Source organism: Herbaspirillum autotrophicum (genome assembly GCF_001189915.1).
In the GTDB taxonomy this organism is placed as follows: domain Bacteria; phylum Pseudomonadota; class Gammaproteobacteria; order Burkholderiales; family Burkholderiaceae_D; genus Herbaspirillum; species Herbaspirillum autotrophicum.
Map to the genome: position 1 here is coordinate 1 of NZ_LFLS01000047.1, position 18,314 is coordinate 18,314.

The following is an 18,314-nucleotide window of genomic DNA, read 5'->3' on the forward strand; positions in this document are numbered from 1 at the left end:
GGTGATCAATGTTGATCCCGGCCAGAACATCAGCATCAGCAGCATCGGTCAGTTGACGGTGGATGGCCGGCTCAATGCCTGGGGCGGCAAGATCAATCTGACCGGCGTGAGTGTCAGCGGTCCTGTCAGCGAGGCAGTGGAAGCAGCGGGTCATACCCGCTCGATCTGGATCGGTGAACAGGCAGTGCTTGATGTGGCGGCACGTGCGGTTACCGGCATCGATATCCGCGGCAATCGCTACGGCCAGGTCAGCAATGGCGGCAGCATCGTCATTGGGGGTGAGATCAATCCGGCGACCGGCATAGCTAAGGCGAGCAACCTCTTTGTGGTAGTACGTGACGGTGCGGTGCTGGATGCATCCGGTGCACAGGCAACGCTGGATATACCTGGCATGGGCGCGACTAATGTTGCCAGTAATGGCGGGAGCATCAGCTTTGCATCGAACAACGGTTTGTATCTGGATGGCGGCTTCGTAGCAAAAGCCGGTGGTGTCGGCGCAGCGGGCGGGACATTGTCGCTGGCTCTGGAAAGTCCGTACTACGTCAAGAGTGCAGTCAACGATCAAGTGCTGAACCTGCGCGAATTGGTGCTGAGCCAGAATCATCAGGGTAGCGCGATGCCACCGAACACAGATCCGGCCATCGCCAGCCTGACCTACGGTCATGGCAGCCTCGGCGTGGATCAGGTCAGTGCCGGTGGTTTTGATAACCTGGCTTTGCTGAGCAACGGTTCCTTGAGTTTTAACGGTGATGTATCTATCAATATGGGACAGAGCCTGCGCTTATATAGCGGCGCTTTGAATCTGAGTGAAAACGCCGCTGACAATGCGCGTATTCATTTGTCGGCGCCTTACTTGCTGTTGGCTGGCATACTCACGCCGCCGGAAGAGGGCAGGGATCAGTACCTGCGTCCGGTGCTGGATTTGCCGACGATGTCGGAACGGGATACGCAGGCCGTATTCAGCGCCAATAGTCATTTGATCGATGTGCGTGGCAGGGTGTTGTTTGGCACCAAAGGTAATCTGACGCTATCGGACATGAGTCAAGTGAACGTCGAGCGTCGCGGTTTCGATAATGTGCAACTGACGAGTCAGGGCGACTTGCGTTTCCTCGGCGGAGCCAGTGCGAACGGGATCGCCACCGGCATCAGCACGCAGATGATGACCAAGGGTGATATGAGCTTGCAAGCGGCGCAGTTGTATCCTGCGACCGAAGTCGGGGCGCGGGTTGTGGCAGGTTTCCTGAACGCCTGGGATGACGAATCCACCGGCTTTAACTTCGATCCGACGCGTACGCTGACCATAGGTCGCACCGGTAATAGCACCATGCCTTACTCTATTTTTGGTCGCCTGCAATTGGCAGGCCCGAACATTCAACAGGGCGGGATAGTGCGTGCACCGCTGGGCTTGATTGAGATCGGCAGCCTGGGTGTCAGCAACGTTCAGTTGACGCCAGGCAGCCTGACTTCGGTGAGTGGCAAGGGCCTGGTGCTTCCTTATGGCGGCACCGTGGATGGGCAGGTTTATACGTATAACGGCAAGACCGTGAGCTTCATCGGTCAGGGTGGTGCCAGCAATAGTGATCTGCTGGTTGGCGTCGTTTTGGGTGGCAAGTCGGTAGCGGTGCAGCCTGATGCTACGGTAGATCTGTCTGGTGGTGGCGAATTGCTTGGGGCAGGGTTCATTTCCGGACGTGGTGGTTCTACCGATGCGCGCTACAATCCATTGACTCAGATAGGCGTGAACGGTGGCTTTGTCATGCCCGGTCTGGATACCAATCCGATCTACGCCATTGTTCCAGGGGTGCAGGCTGGTTACGCGCCGGTGGCAGCAGAGGGCGGCGCAACGTCTCCAGTGATAGGGCAACAAATGACGATAGGCGCCGGCGTGCCTGGTTTGCCAGCTGGCACTTACACGCTGATGCCGTCCACCTATGCGTTGATGCCAGGTGCTTTCCGGGTGGAGATCAACGGTCTGGCCGGAGCGGGGAGCGCAGGTGGCGCACAGGCCATGCGTAATGGCTCGTGGTCTACTTCTGGTCACCTGTCTATCGCCAATACAGGGATCAGTAATAGCCTTGCCAGTCAGCTGATACTGACTTCGGCTGATACTTTGCGCAGCTATTCGCAATATAACGAAACTGGGTATGCGCAGTTTGCCTTGGCTGATGCGGCCAGACTGGGCGTGCCGCGCGCATTGTTGCCGGTGGATGCCAAGACCCTGAAACTGGCGTTGCGGCAAGGTGCGGGCGCGGATGCGTTTTCTTTCGCGGGCATCGGTCGCTTCGAGGCGGCTGCCGGTGGTTATGGCGGTACTGTGTCGGTGATAAATCGTGACTATGACGGTATCGAAGTGGTAGGCGCAGGCAAGGGCGCGACTAGTGGCTTTGGTGGTGTCACCGTAGAGGCCGACAGTCTCAATGCCCTGGGCGCTGCACGTCTGCTCATAGGCGGCATGACGGTGGTGGAGTATGGGCAGACCGGCAATTACATCACAATTGGTCAGGGCACCAATTCCAGCAATGGCTCGATGTTCTTGCGTAGTGGTGCCACTTTATCGGCGCCGGAAGTGTTCATGATGAGCCAAGGATCATCTGGCGCGATCATTGTGGAGCAAGGCGCTTCGATCAATACCATCGGTACCGGCAAGGTGAGCTATGACGCACGTGACGGCTTTATCTATCAGGTAGGGAACATACTGGCAGTTTCCAATGGCTTGCTTAATGTGATCGCTCCGACGTTCGTACAGGCCAGTGGCGGCATTCAGTTGGGCGTGTGCAGCAGTCCACCGTGCAGCGGGCAGACTGCGCTGTATTCGGAGGGTAGCATCGTCGCCTTGACCGACAAGACCTTGCTAATGGGTGATGAAGTGCGTTATGGCACACGTCATCTCAATGTGGGACTGTCCAGTATCAACGTTGGCAGCGCGGAAGCGTTGGCAGCTGCTGAGGCAAGCAAGCTTTTACCGTCCGGCATGACCCTTACGCAATCTGTGCTGGATCGTTTGTTGCGCGGTGATACGCAGTTCGGTGCACCAGCGCTGGAAACCTTGCAACTCACGGCGCGTGATGGTCTCAATTTCTTCGGAACGGCTACTCTCGACACCTATGATGCGGTGACGGGCAAGTCCTTGCTGAATAATCTGGTACTGACGACGCCTGCGATCTATGGTTCAGGTGATACCAATGATGTGGCTACCATACGTACAGCCAACCTGATCTGGCAGGGTGCTGTGTCGGCTGCACCTACAGTGATTGCGGGTGGTGCCGGTACTGGGAGCGGGCGTCTCGACATTAAAGCCGAGCGCATCGAATTTGGCTACGGAGAATTTGCCCGGCCGAGTACCACGAGTACTTTTAATCGCCTGGCTCTTGGATTCCAGAACGTCAATCTCGAGGCCAGCCAAAGTATCACTGCCAACCACAAAGGCAGTCTTTCGGTATATCAAAGTCAGGGTGCTTATGACCCGGTAAAAGGTTATGCCTATAGCGGCGGTGACCTGAATATCCTTACTCCACTCATGACCGGTGCAGCTGGTTCGGTGAATAGCATCACCGCTGGCGGTGCGATCAATGTCAGCGCTTCAGCTGGCCCGGTAGCCAAGGTTGATGCGCTGGGTGCGGAGCTGTCACTGCAAGGTGACAGTATCCGTCTCGCTACTGCGGTGCTGCTGCCTGGTGGCAAAGTCAAACTGAGCGCACGCGGTGATGTGGCGTTGACCGACGAAGCATTGATAGATGTGTCTGGTCGCAGCATCGTCTTTAACGACCTGACCAAATATAGTGCTGGCGGCGAGGTGGTACTGGAAAGTCGTGCGGGCAATGTGTTGCAGTCGGCTGGCTCTTCCATCGACCTGTCCGCACAGCATAATCAGGCAGGCAAGGTGAAAGCAGTGGCACTGGATGCCAGCGCCGGCATCGTCGATCTGGCAGGCACTATCCTTGCCGGCAGCAGTGGATATTACGACGCGGGTGGTACCTTGGTGCCTTACCTGGCAGGGTCGATAGAGATCCTGGCGCAGCATTTGGGCAGCAGCGGTACTCTGGATGCACAGTTTGCTGCACTCAACCAGCGTTTAAATCAGGGACAGGTTTACGGCGCGCGTAGCTTCCAGATCAAACAAGGCGACCTGATCATCGGTGATGGCGTCAAGGCCAACACCATCAATGTCTCGGTGGATAGCGGCAGCCTGCGCGTGAGTGGCCTGGTGGATGCCAGCGGTGAACGAGTCGGTAGTATTACGCTGGCTGGCAAGAACGGTTTGACGATAGACGGTAATGCGGTGCTCGACGCCCATGGCAGCCAATTGCGGGTGGATAGTTACGGTGAAATCATCGATGCCCCTAACCGCGCCATCGTGGTGTTGGGTACCGGCACTGGTGAATTGAAGCTGACTCAAGGCGCACGCATTGACCTGCGTCACGGTACGAATGTCGTCGTGGGGAATGATGGACGCAATCGCGGCACGCTGGAATTGAATGCACCACGAATCATCAATCAAGACGGCAGCAGCAATGACATTAGGATTGATGCGAACGGTCAGTTGAATATTCAGGGTGCGCGTGCGATCACCCTCAATGGCATGATCACCTACGACGATGCCGAACTGAAAAATGATCCGACGGTCAGTGGCAGACCCTATCAGGTCATCACTCAGGGCTACCTTGATGACAAGCATGATGCCAGTATGTTGTTCATCGATGCGGCGCTGCTGAATAACAATTTGTTGCACACCAAACTGGCTGGGCTGAACAACGCGACCTATGCCGATGCTTTCCATTTGCGTCCGGGTGTCGAGATCGTCAGCAACGCGGTGAGCAATCCGGGTGGTGATATGGTCGTGCAAGGTGATCTGGACTTATCCGGTCATCGCTATGCCAGCCTGAACCCACGTAGCCATAAGGATGATTTGGTCTACGGCTCGGGCGAGTCGGGCAAGCTGACTTTACGCGCGGCTGGTGACCTGAATATTTATGGCAGCATCAATGACGGTTTTGCGCCGCCACCGTTGACCGACGACGACAAAGGTTGGGTGCTACGTTCTGGCATTGACTACACCGGCGGCAACGTAGTGGTGCCGGGCAACGGTGTGACCCTGGCGGACGGCACGACCTTCCTGGCTGGCTCTATCCTTAACTTCGACGTGCCGCTCAAGGCGCAAAACCTGATTGCCGGCACCCGTTTGCCGATCGCGGTGACCCTCACCGCGGCTTTGCCTTTGCCTGCTGGTACCGTGCTGGCGGGTTCCGTGCGCAATGCCTTGGGCACCGTGCTGTATCCGGCGGGTACGATGTTGACCACAGCAGTGAGCTTGCCGACCGGTACTGTCCTCGACGCTGGCAATGTGCTGATTAGCCTCACGCGTGTGGCTGCCATGGTCTGGCCCAAGGGCGTGGCCTTGCCTGGCAACCCTGGAACTGTCGCCGTGAGCACGCTCAATGGCAGCAAGGTACTGCCAGCTGGCGCAATCTTGCCGGCACGTACCAACGTTAAATTGCCAGGGGGTGTTACTTCTGTGAAGCTACGTGCGGAGACTGCTGGCCGTCAGGGGCAGCTCTGGGCGGTAGCGCCAATGCTGACCGAAGATGCGCAGTCGTGGGCGATTCGTTTGGTGGCCGGTGCAGATACTGCCGCTGCTGATAGTCGCATGCTGCAGTCGCGTCCATCAGCGGGTGACCTGCGCCTGGCCGACAGCCATTACGGGGTCAGTGGTCTGATAGTGGGCGGCAGTACCAGCTTCAGCGTGATCCGCACTGGTGCCGCCGACCTCGACTTGCTGGCCGCGGGCAATCTGAGTATGGAATCACTGTACGGTGTCTACACTGCAGGCAGTTCTTCTGTTGCTACCTCCGCTAATGATCCGTACAACATTCCGCAGCTCTCGGCCAGTGCATCTCGTGCCTGGTATCCGGATGTGGGTGGCAACCTGCTGTTGAAGGCGGGTGGCGATCTGATCGGCAACATCATCAGACCGGCGACGTCGGGGTCTGCACGTCCGGTAAGCGCCGATCTTGGCTACGATTCCGCCAATACAGGCAACTGGTTGTGGCGTCAGGGTAATGACTTCAGCGGTAGTCAGGCGCAAGCCACTGCCTGGTGGATCAACTTCGGTTCGTACGCAACACAACAGCCAGGTCGACTTGCACAGATGGTTGGTTTCACCGGCTTCGGTACTCTGGGTGGCGGTAATCTTGATGTCGACGTCGGTGGCGATATGGGGATCATCCGACCTCTGGCAGAGAGCTATGCTGCGGTCAACATCAATCTTCGCAGCCAAGGCGTGGTGCTGGCCGTGGGCAGCAGCGGGCGTGTCGCGGCCGATGGTAGCCTGCAATTGACGGGCGGTGGCGATCTGAACGTTCGGGTTGGCGGAGCAGTGAATCCGGGTAGTCAAATCAGCCGCGATCATCTCAACGGTGCATTGATGAATACGCGCGGTAATGTGCAATTGACTGGCGGCGCGATGGGCAGTCTGACTTTGCGTTATGGCATTCGGGACGGTGAAAAAAATCCTAACGAAGTACGTGCTTTTGATCCATTGGGTTTTGGGACGGCGCTGGCGGCTGGCGGTTTGAGTTTGTTGGCGGGCGATGCCACTTTTAACTTGAACACACGCAGGGATCTGGTGTTGCAAGATGTGGCTGACGCTGGACGGGCGCCACAGATGAGTGGTTCAGCGTACGAGAATGGCGGTATCACAGGGGGCGGACAGAGCTGGTTCAGCCTGTGGACTGAGCGTACGGCGGTGGACCTGTTCTCTGCTGGCGGTAACCTTACGCCGCTGACCTCGACCGCCGAAACGGATATGGCTGCGGTCTATCCTGCGACACTACGTGCGGTCGCTGCTAGCGGTAGTTTGTTTTATGGTCGTGCCTCGTCCATGGATACAACCCTGGTGCCGCTGCACAACACCCTCGTATTGGCACCATCGGCTAGCGGGCAATTGCAATTGTTGGCAGCAGACTCGATCTATGGCGGCGAGCTGTCGATCAGTCGATCCAGTGCAGCACCGAGCACACTGGCGACTATCAGGCATCCGGCTTTCCAGGCTAACAATGCGTCTGGTCTGATAGAGGGTAGCAGCAATCTTTCCAGCGATGGCAATATTGCCGACATACGGTCCGCCTTACCCTTGTTTGTCTTTGGTCCGAATACTGCGAGTCTGGACTGGGGCAATGCGCTGGAGCCGGCGCGTTTCTATGCCCTGCGCGGCGATCTGCTTGGCGTCAACAGCGGGCGCACGATCACCATGACCGGGCCATATGATCCGCGTTTTGGACAAACTTATTACGAAGGTGCAGCTCCGGTCTGGATGCTGGCTGGACGAGACATCGTGAGTAGCGGCACGCGCCTGGGTGGTGGCAGTGGTGGTGACTATGGCAGTGAGTACACCTACGCAGGTAATTTGTTCGTCCATCACAACGCTAGCGATATTTCCATCGCCAGAGCCGGGCGCGACATCATCTACAGCAGCTTCAATGTTGCAGGTCCAGGTACGCTGGAAGTGACGGCAGGACGTGATATCCGCATGAATGAACTGGTCGGCGTCACAAGTATAGGTGCGGTCGTGCCGGGCGATAGTCGTGCCGGTGCCAATATCGTCATGCAGGCAGGTGCAGGTCCTGACGGACCGGACTATCGTCGCTTCGTCGCGGCTTACCTCGACCCGGCCAATTTGCTCGCAGCAGGCGAGGCACTATCTATCCAGGGCGGAAAAGTAGTCAAGACCTATGAAAATGAACTGGTCACCTGGCTGGGCGAACGTTTTGGTTTTGTGGGCAACAGCACGCAGGCGGGGGCCTATTACGCGGCGCTGCCGGCAGAGCAACAGCGCATATTTGCGCGTGATGTGTACTTTGCCGAACTCAAGGCGGCCGGCCGTGAATACAACCAAAGCGGTGGTGTGCGCCAAGGAAGTTATGTGCGTGGTCGGGCTGCGATTGCGGCGCTATTTTCGGGTAGGGATGCTGCCGGTAATGTGGTCGCATACCAAGGAGATATCACCATGTTTGGCGGTGCCGGCGTGCATACCGACTTTGGCGGCAATATCCAGATGCTGACCCCGGGCGGCAACCAGACCTTCGGCATCGAAGGTGGGGCGCCACCCGCGACGGCAGGCATCATTACGCAAGGCGCAGGGGACATCCAGATGTACGCCATGGGCAGCATCTTGCTTGGTCAGAGCCGGGTCATGACTACCTTTGGCGGCTCGATACTGGGCTGGTCAGCGACCGGCGATATCAATGCCGGCCGCGGTTCCAAAACCAGCGTGGTGTTCACGCCGCCGAAGCGGGTCTATGACCAGTGGGGCAATGTCACGCTGTCCCCGGCTGTACCAAGTACCGGCGCCGGTATTGCGACCTTGGCACCGATTCCGGAAGTACCGGCCGGCGACATCGATCTGATTGCACCGCTCGGCACCATCGATGCCGGTGAAGCCGGGATCCGGGTCTCGGGCAATGTCAATCTGGCAGCGCTGCAAGTGGTGAATGCGGCCAACATTCAGGTCAAGGGCGAGAGCAGCGGCATTCCGGCGCTGGCAGCGGTCAACGTCGGTGCCCTGAGTAATGCCAGTGCCGCCGCCAGTTCAGCGGCGGTGTCAGCGCAGGAATCGGTGCAGCGGGCGCGCAATGAAGCACGGCAGGCCTTACCCTCGGTGGTGACGGTGAAGGTATTGGGATTTGGCCATGAATCGCAAGCGGGCGGCGCAGCAACATCGTCACCTGACTTGCAGTCGAATGCCAAATCCTATGACGCCGCCAGCTTGTTGCAGATCGTGGGTCACGGACAGGATTTCAAACCGGAATTGCTGTCACGCCTGAGCGCCGAAGAACGGCGTCGTTTGCAGCAGGACAAGTAAGCTGCCGGGTGACCTGCGCCGTTGCCGCAAGGGCAGCGGCGCAGGTCACCGCGCGTTGGCGATGCAGGTGAACTTCGGAGGGAAATTCATCATGGATATGACTATTTGTCATTTTCCGGGCGCGGCAGATGGTGTCATCGAGTATGCGCATGTGGTGCAAGAAGCGCCGGCGGCATACGATGGTGCTTCCTTGCGCGCATTTCTGGTGGCCAATTACGGCCGCTTGTATCGGCGTCTGTTGTGCTATCTGGGATGCCCGGAACGTGCCAGCGACAGCTTGCATGATGCATGGCTGCGATTGGGTGAAACCACACTGACGGCGCACATCAACAGTCCTGAAGCCTATGTTTACCGGGTCGCCTGCAATCTGGCGACGGATCAGTTGCGGCATCACCGGCCATGGCAATACAGCAGTGCCGCAGAGGCCGAACTGGAAACACAGGCTGATCCGGCCGCCGGTCCCGAGCAGATGGCCGAGGCGCGTTCCGAACTGGGTGCACTGGAGCGTGCCTTGCAAAGTTTGCCGCGCCGCCACCGTGATGTGTTGCTGAGTCTGCGGCTGGACGAGACCAGCCGGCACGAGGTGGCACGCCAGTTTGATATTTCCCTGCGCAGCGTGGATACGATCTTGCGCCAGGCGCTCGATCATTGCGCAACGCAGACCGGACAGGAAAGCAGCGGCGGCGTCAGCGGCCGGCGTCGTCTGTTGGCGGACAAAGCCGGCATGCGTCGTCACTGACAAGGCAGATGGGTTCTACCCGAGGATATCAATCTGTTCGCTGAAGCTGTAACCCTCGCCGCGTTCGGTGCGCAGCGGCAGTTTGCGGCCGCTCAGTTTTTGCCAGCGCCGGCGCAGGCGGCTGACCATCTGGTCGAGGTGGCGCTCATCATACTCGGCCCAGTCATAACCCATGGCGGTGGCAATCGCGCGTCGCGTAACGGTAGCCGCCGTTCCTTGCGGCTGCGTCGCCAGCAACTGCATCAGGAGCATTTCATGCTGGTTGAGTGCATCCTGTTGCCCGTCGGGGCCGTACAACCGGCGTTTGCTGCTGTCCAGCCGCCAGTTTTCACGGCCGAAGCGGCGCACCATCGGCACCATGTACGCCGACAGCTCGTCGTCGCGGATCGGCTTGATCAGATACTGATCGGCATATTCCTTGAGGCCGCGGATTTTGTGATCAAGGTCGCCGCAGGCGGTCAGGATCACCAGTCCGGCCTGCGGCCGCTGATCTTGCATGCACTGCGCAGCCTGATAACCGGCGCCGTCGGGCAGGTCGAGATCGATCATGGCAATGTCGGCCTGCGCCGCATGGGAAATGAATTCATCGACATTGTGCGCTTCCACCACGCGATGTCCCTGGCGCGTCAGTACCGTGCTGAACTCCAGGCGCCGGGTGACCGGCTTTTCCAACACCAGAATATTTGCCATGTGATTCCCTTACCGTTATCTTTTGCCGGCAGCGCACTGCCATGATTTTTCTGCGGGCGGATGATTGCCGGGCTGGTCGCTTGACCGCCGTGTCAATCAGCCTGAGATGCCACCGCTGCTTTGGTGCATGAGCGTTCCGGCAATGGCGAAATTATGGCGGGTGGATTCTGTCAGGTAAGATGCTGCAAGGAATTGTTAACATAAGTTAACAAAAAATAAGGGGCTCTCGAATCAATGCGAGGGCTTATGCTGCGGGTGCTGTGGCAGAGGCGGGCAAGATTCTCCGACGGACGTTGCTCTGCACGGCGAAGATCCAACAAGGCAAAGCAGACATTTCATGAAAATCGCAATACTGGAAGACGATCCGGACGAAGCGGCACTGGTACACCATATCCTGCAAGGCGCCGGCCATGGCTGTGCGTTGTATGGCACCGGCAGTGCGCTGTTGGCGGCGCTGCGGCAACAGCATTTTGACTTGCTGGTGCTGGACTGGACATTGCCGGACATGACCGGCTATGAAGTCATCAATTGGGTGCGCGCCAATCTGAGCGAACAGGTACTGGTGCTGTTCCTGAGCAACCGGGCGCTGGAAGAAAATATTGTGCTGGGCCTGATGGCCGGGGGCGACGACTATATGGTCAAGCCGCCGCGGCGCGCCGAATTGCTGGCGCGGGTGCATGCGCTGTCGCGGCGCTTGCCGCCGGAGCCGCGCACGGAAGCGGGCAAAGCGCAGAGTGCCGCCAAAGATATCCTCGAAGTCGGTGCTTACCGTTTCAATAAAATCCTGCGTCAGGTGCAATTGCGCGGCCAGGTAGTGGAACTCAAACCCAAAGAGTTCGACATCGCATTCATTCTGTTTCGCGAAATCGGCGGCATTGTGGCGCGCGACAAATTGTCGGAAGAAGTCTGGGGACGCGATCTGGTGATGACATCGCGCACGCTCGATATCCACATGTCGAATGTGCGCAGCAAACTGGCGTTGCGCCCGGAAAACCAGGTCAAGCTGACCACGATTTATACGCTCGGCTACCGGCTCGATTATCTCGATACCGACGATATGCCGTCCTGATGGTCCGGCAGCGCCATCGGCAATTCGATGGTGAAGCAGGCGCCGCCGGCTTCTGCATTGGACACGCTGATACTGCCGCCGTGATGGCGGATCACGGTCTGCACCAGCGTCAGGCCGAGTCCGATGCCGATCTGGCGGGTGATGCCCGAGCGGTAGAAGGGTTTGAACAGCGATTGCAGATCAATGGCCGACAAGCCGGGGCCGTAGTCGCGGATGCTGCAACATATCCACGGCGGCATGCCATCCGGTACCTGGGATGAAACGGTCTCGATCCGGCATTCAACGCGCGCACCGGCCGGGCCATATTTGATGGCATTGGAAATCAGATTGCCCAGCGCGCGCACCAGCATGGCGCGGTCGCCGTGGACCCAGGCCGGTTCATCGGTGCGGATATCGATGTGCACGCGCTTGTCGTTGGCCAACCCCCACATGTCGTCGGCGGCATCCGCCAGCAACGAGGCAAAATCCAGTTCTTCCATTTGCCAGGCACGGGATTCGGCGCGCGCCAGCAAGATGAAGTCTTCAGCCAGTGACAGCGTGCTGTGCACTGACTTTTCTATGCGCTGGAACAGCGCCTCCTGATCGAGTGCAATCTGGCCGCTGCGTTGCAAGGCCAGTGTTGCCAGAATCGACGATTGGGGCGCCCGCATGTCGTGCGAGATGAAATTCAGGCTGTCATCGCGCAGCCGTTCGGTGGCACGCAAGGCGGTGACGTCGGCGAACGATACGATCCAGCCCAGCATGACACCATCCGGTTGTTGCGACGGCGTGGCGCGAATCAGGAAAATCCGTTGCAGGCGATCCCGCACTTCGATATCGGCCGTTGCGGACTGGTCATCAGTGGTCGCCGGCGGCAGCAATCGTTGCCAGCCGATGGCGCCCGACACATCGCCGCCGACATGAAAATGCGGCAGCAGTGATTGCAGATGCAATCCACGTTCCAGATGAGCGCCGAGGCTGTTGAACAGTTGCTGCGCCTTGCGATTGAACAGCATCAGATCGCCGCCTTGATTGATGACCAGATTGGCATCCGGCATGCTGTTGAGGTTGTCGCTGACAAACTGATGCAAGTCCAGCATGCGGCGCGTGGCGCTGCGCGCAGCTTCGATGCGGCGCTCCAGAAAATCCCATGAACGGCGATTGCTGCCGGCGCTGGCGGCGAACGGTGCGGTTGCGGCCAGGCGGTCGGTTTCTTCCTTCAGATAGCGCAAGGCAACTTCGAGACGACGCCAGCTCCACAGCGGGTATACCAGCCACAGCAACAACAATGCCCCGGATGGCGGCAGCCAGATATCATGGTGAAACAAAAAATAAGTGAGGGCGCAGATCAATAGCGTGAAGCCTGCGGTCAGCAACAATGCCAGTCGCGGCGACAGATAGAGAAAGCCGATCAGCATCAGCAGCGCCGGCAGTGCGGTGAAGAGGGTGATGGCGGCTGGTGTGGCCAAGCGGATCGAGCGACCTTCGAGCAGCGACGCCAGAATGTTGGCATGCAGTTCGATGCCGGACATCATGCCTTGCGCATCGGGGTGCGGCACCGGAAACAGATCGCCGAGACCGGACGCCGCAGCGCCGACCAACACATATTTGTCGCGAAAGAAGTGCGCCGGCACGGTGCCGCGCAAGACATCGATGTAAGACACGCGGGTGAAATGTCCCGGCGCACCAAGAAACGGAATGCGCATCAGCTTGTCGCCGGCGTCAGCCGGCATGGTCTGCAGCGGTGGGGACTGGTGGCCAACATCTTCCAGCATCGCCAGCGCCAGCGATTTCCAGGTGCGATTGCCGAGCGTTTCCTGCAGATAAGCGCTGCGTACCACGCCATCGTCGCTGAAGTTGAGCTGGATATGCGCCAGCCCGGCGGCGGCTGCGGCAAATTCGCCATGCGGCAGCAATGGCGCGGCGCCGGCTTCGGTGGCGACGATCAGGATTGGCAACACGGTGCGCCGGTTGCGTGCCAGTGCCAAGGCCAACGCATGATCGCCGCTGGCGGTAACGCTGTCGCCTTCGGTCAGGATGATATCGAGACCGATGGCCTTGGGCGCGCCGTTGCTCAGCACGTTCAGCAACTGGGCATGGGTACCGCGTTTCCACGGCCAGCGGCCGAGTTCGGCCACGCTCTTGTCGTCGATGGTGACGATGACAATGTTGTCCGGTGCCGGCCGTTGCAGACTGCCGATCAAATGATCGTAGACCAGCCGGTCCGACACAGACAGGCTGTCACTGTTGCCGAGCAGCGCTGCGGCCACCACGGTCAGCCCGAACAGCATCAGCCATTCGTTGCGCAAGGAGCGGCGGCGCGGCGTGCGCGACCGGAATTTGTTCACGACGCCGGTCCGCCAGTCATGCCAGCGGGTACGCAGCGCGCTGCGATGTTTCCGGGTGGATGACACGCGGTTCAGTTGCCGCGTACCGGCGCAGCACCGGCAGTCAGCTCATCGCCATAACCGGTTTGCCAGCGGCGTTCGACGACAAACTTTTGTGGCAGCGAAAACGCACCACGGTAGCCGTCGCTGTCGATGCTTTGCAGACGTGCATAGTAGACGCCGGCCGGCGGCAGCGGAAATTCCGCATGCGTCAGCGCCGTTTCCGCGCGTTGCAATACTTGCCCGAAGTTGCTGCTGGCAGCAGTTTCAAAAATGAAATGCTGTCCGGCTTCGCCGCGCCAGGAAAATTGCAGGCGATCCCGTTCCTGACTGGCAGCCGGCATTTCCTGCGGCGGCAACAATTGAAATTGTGCGGCATCGCTCCATGGTCCCTGATCAGGATTGCCATCCTTGAAGGCAATGGTCGCGACCCGCCAGAAGTAAGTGCCGGTGGTGGCGAAATCATGCGTAAAGCCGGTCGCGCCAAGGCCGCTCTGGTCCGCCAGCACTTGCGTGAAGTCGCGGTCGGCGGCGAGTTGCACATGATATTGATAACCGCTGCCGGCATCGGTCCACTGGAACCGGATGCTGGCCGGATTGCCATCGGCAGCCCCGCGTACCTTGGCGCCAGGTGCTTGCTGGAACGGTGGAAACGGCCGAGCCTTGAGGCGCAGTTTCTGTACCGCGGCAGTGCCTTCCAGTCCCTGTTGGTCGATGGCCGAGGCATGGACGTAGTAGTCGCCGTCTTCCAGTGTCGCTATGCGCAGTTGTGTTGCCGCATCCTGCAGGTCGCGCGCACCGCGTGTTTCGGCTACCTGATGCAAGCCTTGTGCATCAGTGAAAATGCCAACCCGAAAGGCGGCGGCGTCAGGCTGCGTCAGCACGAAACGCAACGGCAGACGTTGTTCCGGCTCGGCGCTGGCGGCCAATCGGGGCGGCGCAGGCAATGGCGTCGGCGTGGTGACTTGGTTGCCGGCGCTGCTGATGGCGCCGAAATTGGCATGCACGTTGCGCGACGGGGTGGCTTTGGCGCGCCCCTCGGGAGCGACGTTGACGGTGCCTTGCAATACTTCGCTGAAACTGCGATCGCCATCGAAATTGATGCGAAAGCGCGTACCACGTACGCCGGCAATCGCCAGCGGCGTTTGGACTTCATATTGGCTTTTCGGTACGCTGAACGGCGTCACGAGCGAGGTGATCCGGCCCTTTTGCAGCGTCAGCGCGGTGCGCGGCCGGTCGGTGTAGTCTTGAATTTGCAGTTTACTCAGTTGCAGATTGCTGGCCGGCGGCAGGGCGAAGCTGGTGCCGTCTTTCAATTGCAGGGCGACGAATCCTTCGTCGGCAGTGGCGATCAGCGTACCTTCGGCCAGACTGGCGCCGACTTTGGCGGCCACCGTTTCGCCGGCTTTGGTGACAATGCTGACGTCGCCCTGTACCGAAACGATCACCGCAAAGGCATTTTTATCGGGCAGCAGGTAAGCCGGAATCACGATGGCGCTGCCGACCGGAATCGTGCGGTCATTGCTGATGCCATTGTGCTTGCCGATGGCCGCCCAATGTCTGGGGGTGCCGGTAAAGCGCTGAGAAATGGACGACAGGGTTTCGGCTTGCGCAATGCCATAGACGATACCATCGCGGGCTTTGGCGTATTGGCCCGGGACCGCCGTTTTAGCGGACTGCGCTGAGGCGGTGGCGCTCGCCAGACCGATCAGCAACGATGCCAGCGGCATGCCGAATCTGCTTATCTTGTTGTTCATGTGTCCTGCATCAGATCGATGCCGAAGGGAGTGCTTGCGAATTACTGCTGGCTGCGGTGTGCGGGAAGTCGTGGCGACCTCCGGCAGATGATGTTTGCAGCCCTGCTGCAGCGCGTTTTCGTGCGAATGACAAAGCGCACAATTCTACGGTGCCGCAGCGGGTTTTTTTCTGACAAATTCTGACTGTTGTCCGATTCAGCAATAAAAAAGGGCTGAATTCCGCATTATGCAGAACTCAGCCCGGGCAATCAGCTGAATTTATTGTCAGAACTGATATTTCATGTTCAGCGTCACATTGCGCGGCGTGCCGTACATGGCCGAGTACCACCAGTCGGAGACCGAGGCGATGTACTTCTTGTCGAACAGGTTGTTGACGTTGAGCGTGGCCGACAGTTTGTCGTTGAAGTCGTAGCGTGCCATCAGGTTGGCCACGGCGTAGGCTTTCTGCTCCCAGTACATGTCACGTCCGACTTGCCAGGCGCTGACGGTGGAGTAGACCTTGCTTTGCCAGTTGACGCCGCCGCCCACGGTCAGGCGGGAGAATTCACCCGGCAGACGGTAAGTGCTCCACAGTTTGATCAGATGACGCGGGAAGGTAGTCTGGATCAGATTGCCCTGATTGTTCTGGGTCTGGCTGTACGCCCACGACGCAGCTATATTCCAGTTCGGGGTCAGGGCACCGTTGACTTCAACATCAATGCCTTGCGTATCGGCACCCTTGACGGTGCGGGACGCCGCCATGGTGGTGCCGGGTACGGTATACCCGGGATCGGATTCGGACAGGTTTTTCTGGTGAATCTGATACAGCGCGACGGCAGTATTGAGGCGGCCGTCGAGCCAGCCGCTCTTGATGCCGATTTCGTAGTTGGTCCCTTCACGCGGCGGCAGCAGAGCGCCGTTGCGATCTTGTGCTGCCTGCGGCTGATAGATGGTGGAATAACTGGCGTAGACGGTGTGAACATCATTGATGTCGTAGACCAGACCGCCATACGGCGTGACGACGCGACTCTCGGAGGCCGGTGCGGCGCTGTAATAATTAACGGTCGGCGCATTGCTGACGTAATTTTCGTTATAGCGCATGACCTTGGCGCCGGCGATCAGCTTGAGCCGGTCGGTAATGGCGAAGCGCCCGGCGCCATACACGCTGGCCTGGCTGCGGGTGCTGTCGTAGGTGACATAGCTGCCGCTGAATACCGGTGTGATGGAACGGTTCCAGTTGTACAGATTGACCGGTGTGCCCATGATGCCCCAGTCGAAGCTGCCATCGGTCTTGCTATCGAAATCGTTGTAGTCCATGCCGAATACCAATTCATGCTGGCGCCCGAACAAGCTGAACGGACCGCGCACGTTGATATCGATGGTATTGATATTCAAATCATAGGACCGCTGATTGGCGTTGAGCTTGAGGCCATTGCCGGTGGCCTTGTCGGCAAAGCCGTCGCTGACACCGAGATATACCGAGCGCTCATCTTGCGATGACCGCAACTGGCTGGCCGATACTTTCAGCTTCCAGTCGTTGGCCAGTCGTTGTTCCAGCGTCGCGAACAGATTGGTCGAAATGCTGCTGAAGCGGTTGGCGTCGGCTCCCGGGTTGAACGAGCGCGGCAAGTCGGTCATGTCGCCATTGCTGAAGAACAGCGGCACGCCCAGATAAGACATCGAGCCCTTGGACTTGTTGCGCTGGTATTCGACGCCGGCCGTGAGTTTGGTGCCGGCCACGATGTCGGCTTCGACCACGCCGTACAGCACTTGTTTGTTGCGACTGTAACTGTCGATGTAGCTGTCGCCATCCTGCGCCACGGCGACCACCCGGCCGCGCACATTGCCGGCCTGATTCAGCGGCGAAGACACATCGACTACGCCGCGTCGCTGATTCCATGCGCCGAGCTGAAGTTCGGCCGACGCCTGGAATTCAGCAGCCGGCTTTTTGCGCACCATGTTGATTGCGCCGGAAGCATCGCCGGCACCGGTCATGAGGCCCGAGGCGCCGCGCAGTATCTCCACTCGCTCATACAGCGCCATATCGGCCAGACTCTGTGCCGGCAGCGCATCCAGCCCGAGATTTTCCGAATGGCTGTTGACGCCGTCGATCTGGTAATTGGTGATGGCGTAACCGCGTGAAGTGAAGCCGCTGCGTTCGCTGCCGAGCGAGAACATGGTGATGCCGGGTGTTTGCGCCATCACTTGCTGGATCGTGGTCAGGCCCTGATCTTCCATGCGTTGTCTGGTCATCACGCTGACCGATTGCGGGGTTTCTTTCAACGACAGGCCGAGCGGTGTCGCCGTGCTCAGCGGCGCTGCGGAAACATAAGCACGTCCTTCGGCGGCGTCCGTTTGCGCCGTCACGGTGACTGCCGGCAATGCGGACGAAGCGCCGCTGCCGCTTTCCGTGCTGACCGTGCGCACCACATAACTGCCGTTGCTGCTGCGTTCGGCGCTCAGGCCGGTGCCGCGCAGTACGCCGCTCAAGGCTTCTTGCACACTGTAGCGACCATTGAGGCCGACGCTGGTCTTGCCCTGGGTTTGTCCGGGTGTGAAGCTCAGCAATACGCCGGCCTGGCTGGCAATCTGACGCAAGGCAGCGGCCAGGTCACCGGCGGCGACATGAAACTCCTGTACATTCTGTTGCGCGGTGGTGTTGGCGTCTTGCGCCAGCGCCGGTGCGGAATGGCCCAGCGCCAGTGCCGAGCCGATGAACAGCAAATGAATGGCATACGCCATGGGCCTGCGCTTGCCGCGCCAGCCGGAAGAAGTGAATGGAGACATGCTTGCCTTGTGTTGAATTGGTCGAAAAGGACTTTCCATACACAAGTCACGCGAGAACCGAAAACGGGTA

At 59.1% G+C, this 18,314-nt stretch carries 8 protein-coding genes; 3 read left to right on the forward strand and 5 right to left on the reverse strand.

The window, feature by feature from the left end; genetic code table 11:
* On the reverse strand, positions 1-664 hold a 664-nt coding region (locus AKL27_RS28560), incomplete at its 3' end, for a hypothetical protein (protein ID WP_232311096.1).
* Positions 665-985: 321 nt separating this feature from the next.
* Here AKL27_RS28560 and AKL27_RS24730 point away from each other — a divergent pair.
* Together AKL27_RS24730 and AKL27_RS24735 are read left to right on the forward strand one after the other, a co-directional pair.
* A complete protein-coding gene (locus AKL27_RS24730; protein WP_232311097.1) occupies positions 986-8,857 on the forward strand; it encodes a filamentous haemagglutinin family protein in 7,872 nt (2,623 codons plus the stop codon).
* A 91-nt stretch (positions 8,858-8,948) separates the two neighbouring features.
* Entirely contained in the window at positions 8,949-9,596 is a 648-nt protein-coding gene (locus tag AKL27_RS24735; protein ID WP_050465559.1) for an RNA polymerase sigma factor, read from the forward strand.
* Positions 9,597-9,611: 15 nt separating this feature from the next.
* Here AKL27_RS24735 and AKL27_RS24740 read toward each other — a convergent pair whose 3' ends face one another.
* A complete protein-coding gene (locus AKL27_RS24740) occupies positions 9,612-10,286 on the reverse strand; it encodes a response regulator transcription factor (protein ID WP_050465560.1) in 675 nt (224 codons plus the stop codon).
* 337 nt (positions 10,287-10,623) lie between these two features.
* Between AKL27_RS24740 and AKL27_RS24745 the strand changes: the two genes are divergently transcribed.
* Positions 10,624-11,355, forward strand: coding sequence for a response regulator transcription factor (locus AKL27_RS24745; protein WP_050465561.1), 732 nt, complete (start codon positions 10,624-10,626; stop codon positions 11,353-11,355).
* Here AKL27_RS24745 and AKL27_RS24750 read toward each other — a convergent pair.
* The 3 genes from AKL27_RS24750 to AKL27_RS24760 all read right to left on the reverse strand — a co-directional run bounded on the left by AKL27_RS24750 (position 11,325) and on the right by AKL27_RS24760 (position 18,244).
* Complete coding sequence (locus tag AKL27_RS24750; RefSeq protein WP_050465562.1) at positions 11,325-13,748, reverse strand: CHASE2 domain-containing protein; 2,424 nt, start codon at positions 13,746-13,748, stop codon at positions 11,325-11,327. The genes AKL27_RS24745 and AKL27_RS24750 overlap by 31 nt on opposite strands.
* A 5-nt stretch (positions 13,749-13,753) precedes the next feature.
* Positions 13,754-15,478, reverse strand: a complete 1,725-nt coding sequence (locus AKL27_RS24755; protein ID WP_050465563.1) for a FecR domain-containing protein — start codon at positions 15,476-15,478, stop codon at positions 13,754-13,756.
* 264 nt (positions 15,479-15,742) lie between these two features.
* On the reverse strand, positions 15,743-18,244 hold the full coding sequence (locus AKL27_RS24760; protein ID WP_050465564.1) for a TonB-dependent siderophore receptor: 2,502 nt from the start codon (positions 18,242-18,244) through the stop codon (positions 15,743-15,745).
* Positions 18,245-18,314 lie beyond the last annotated feature (70 nt).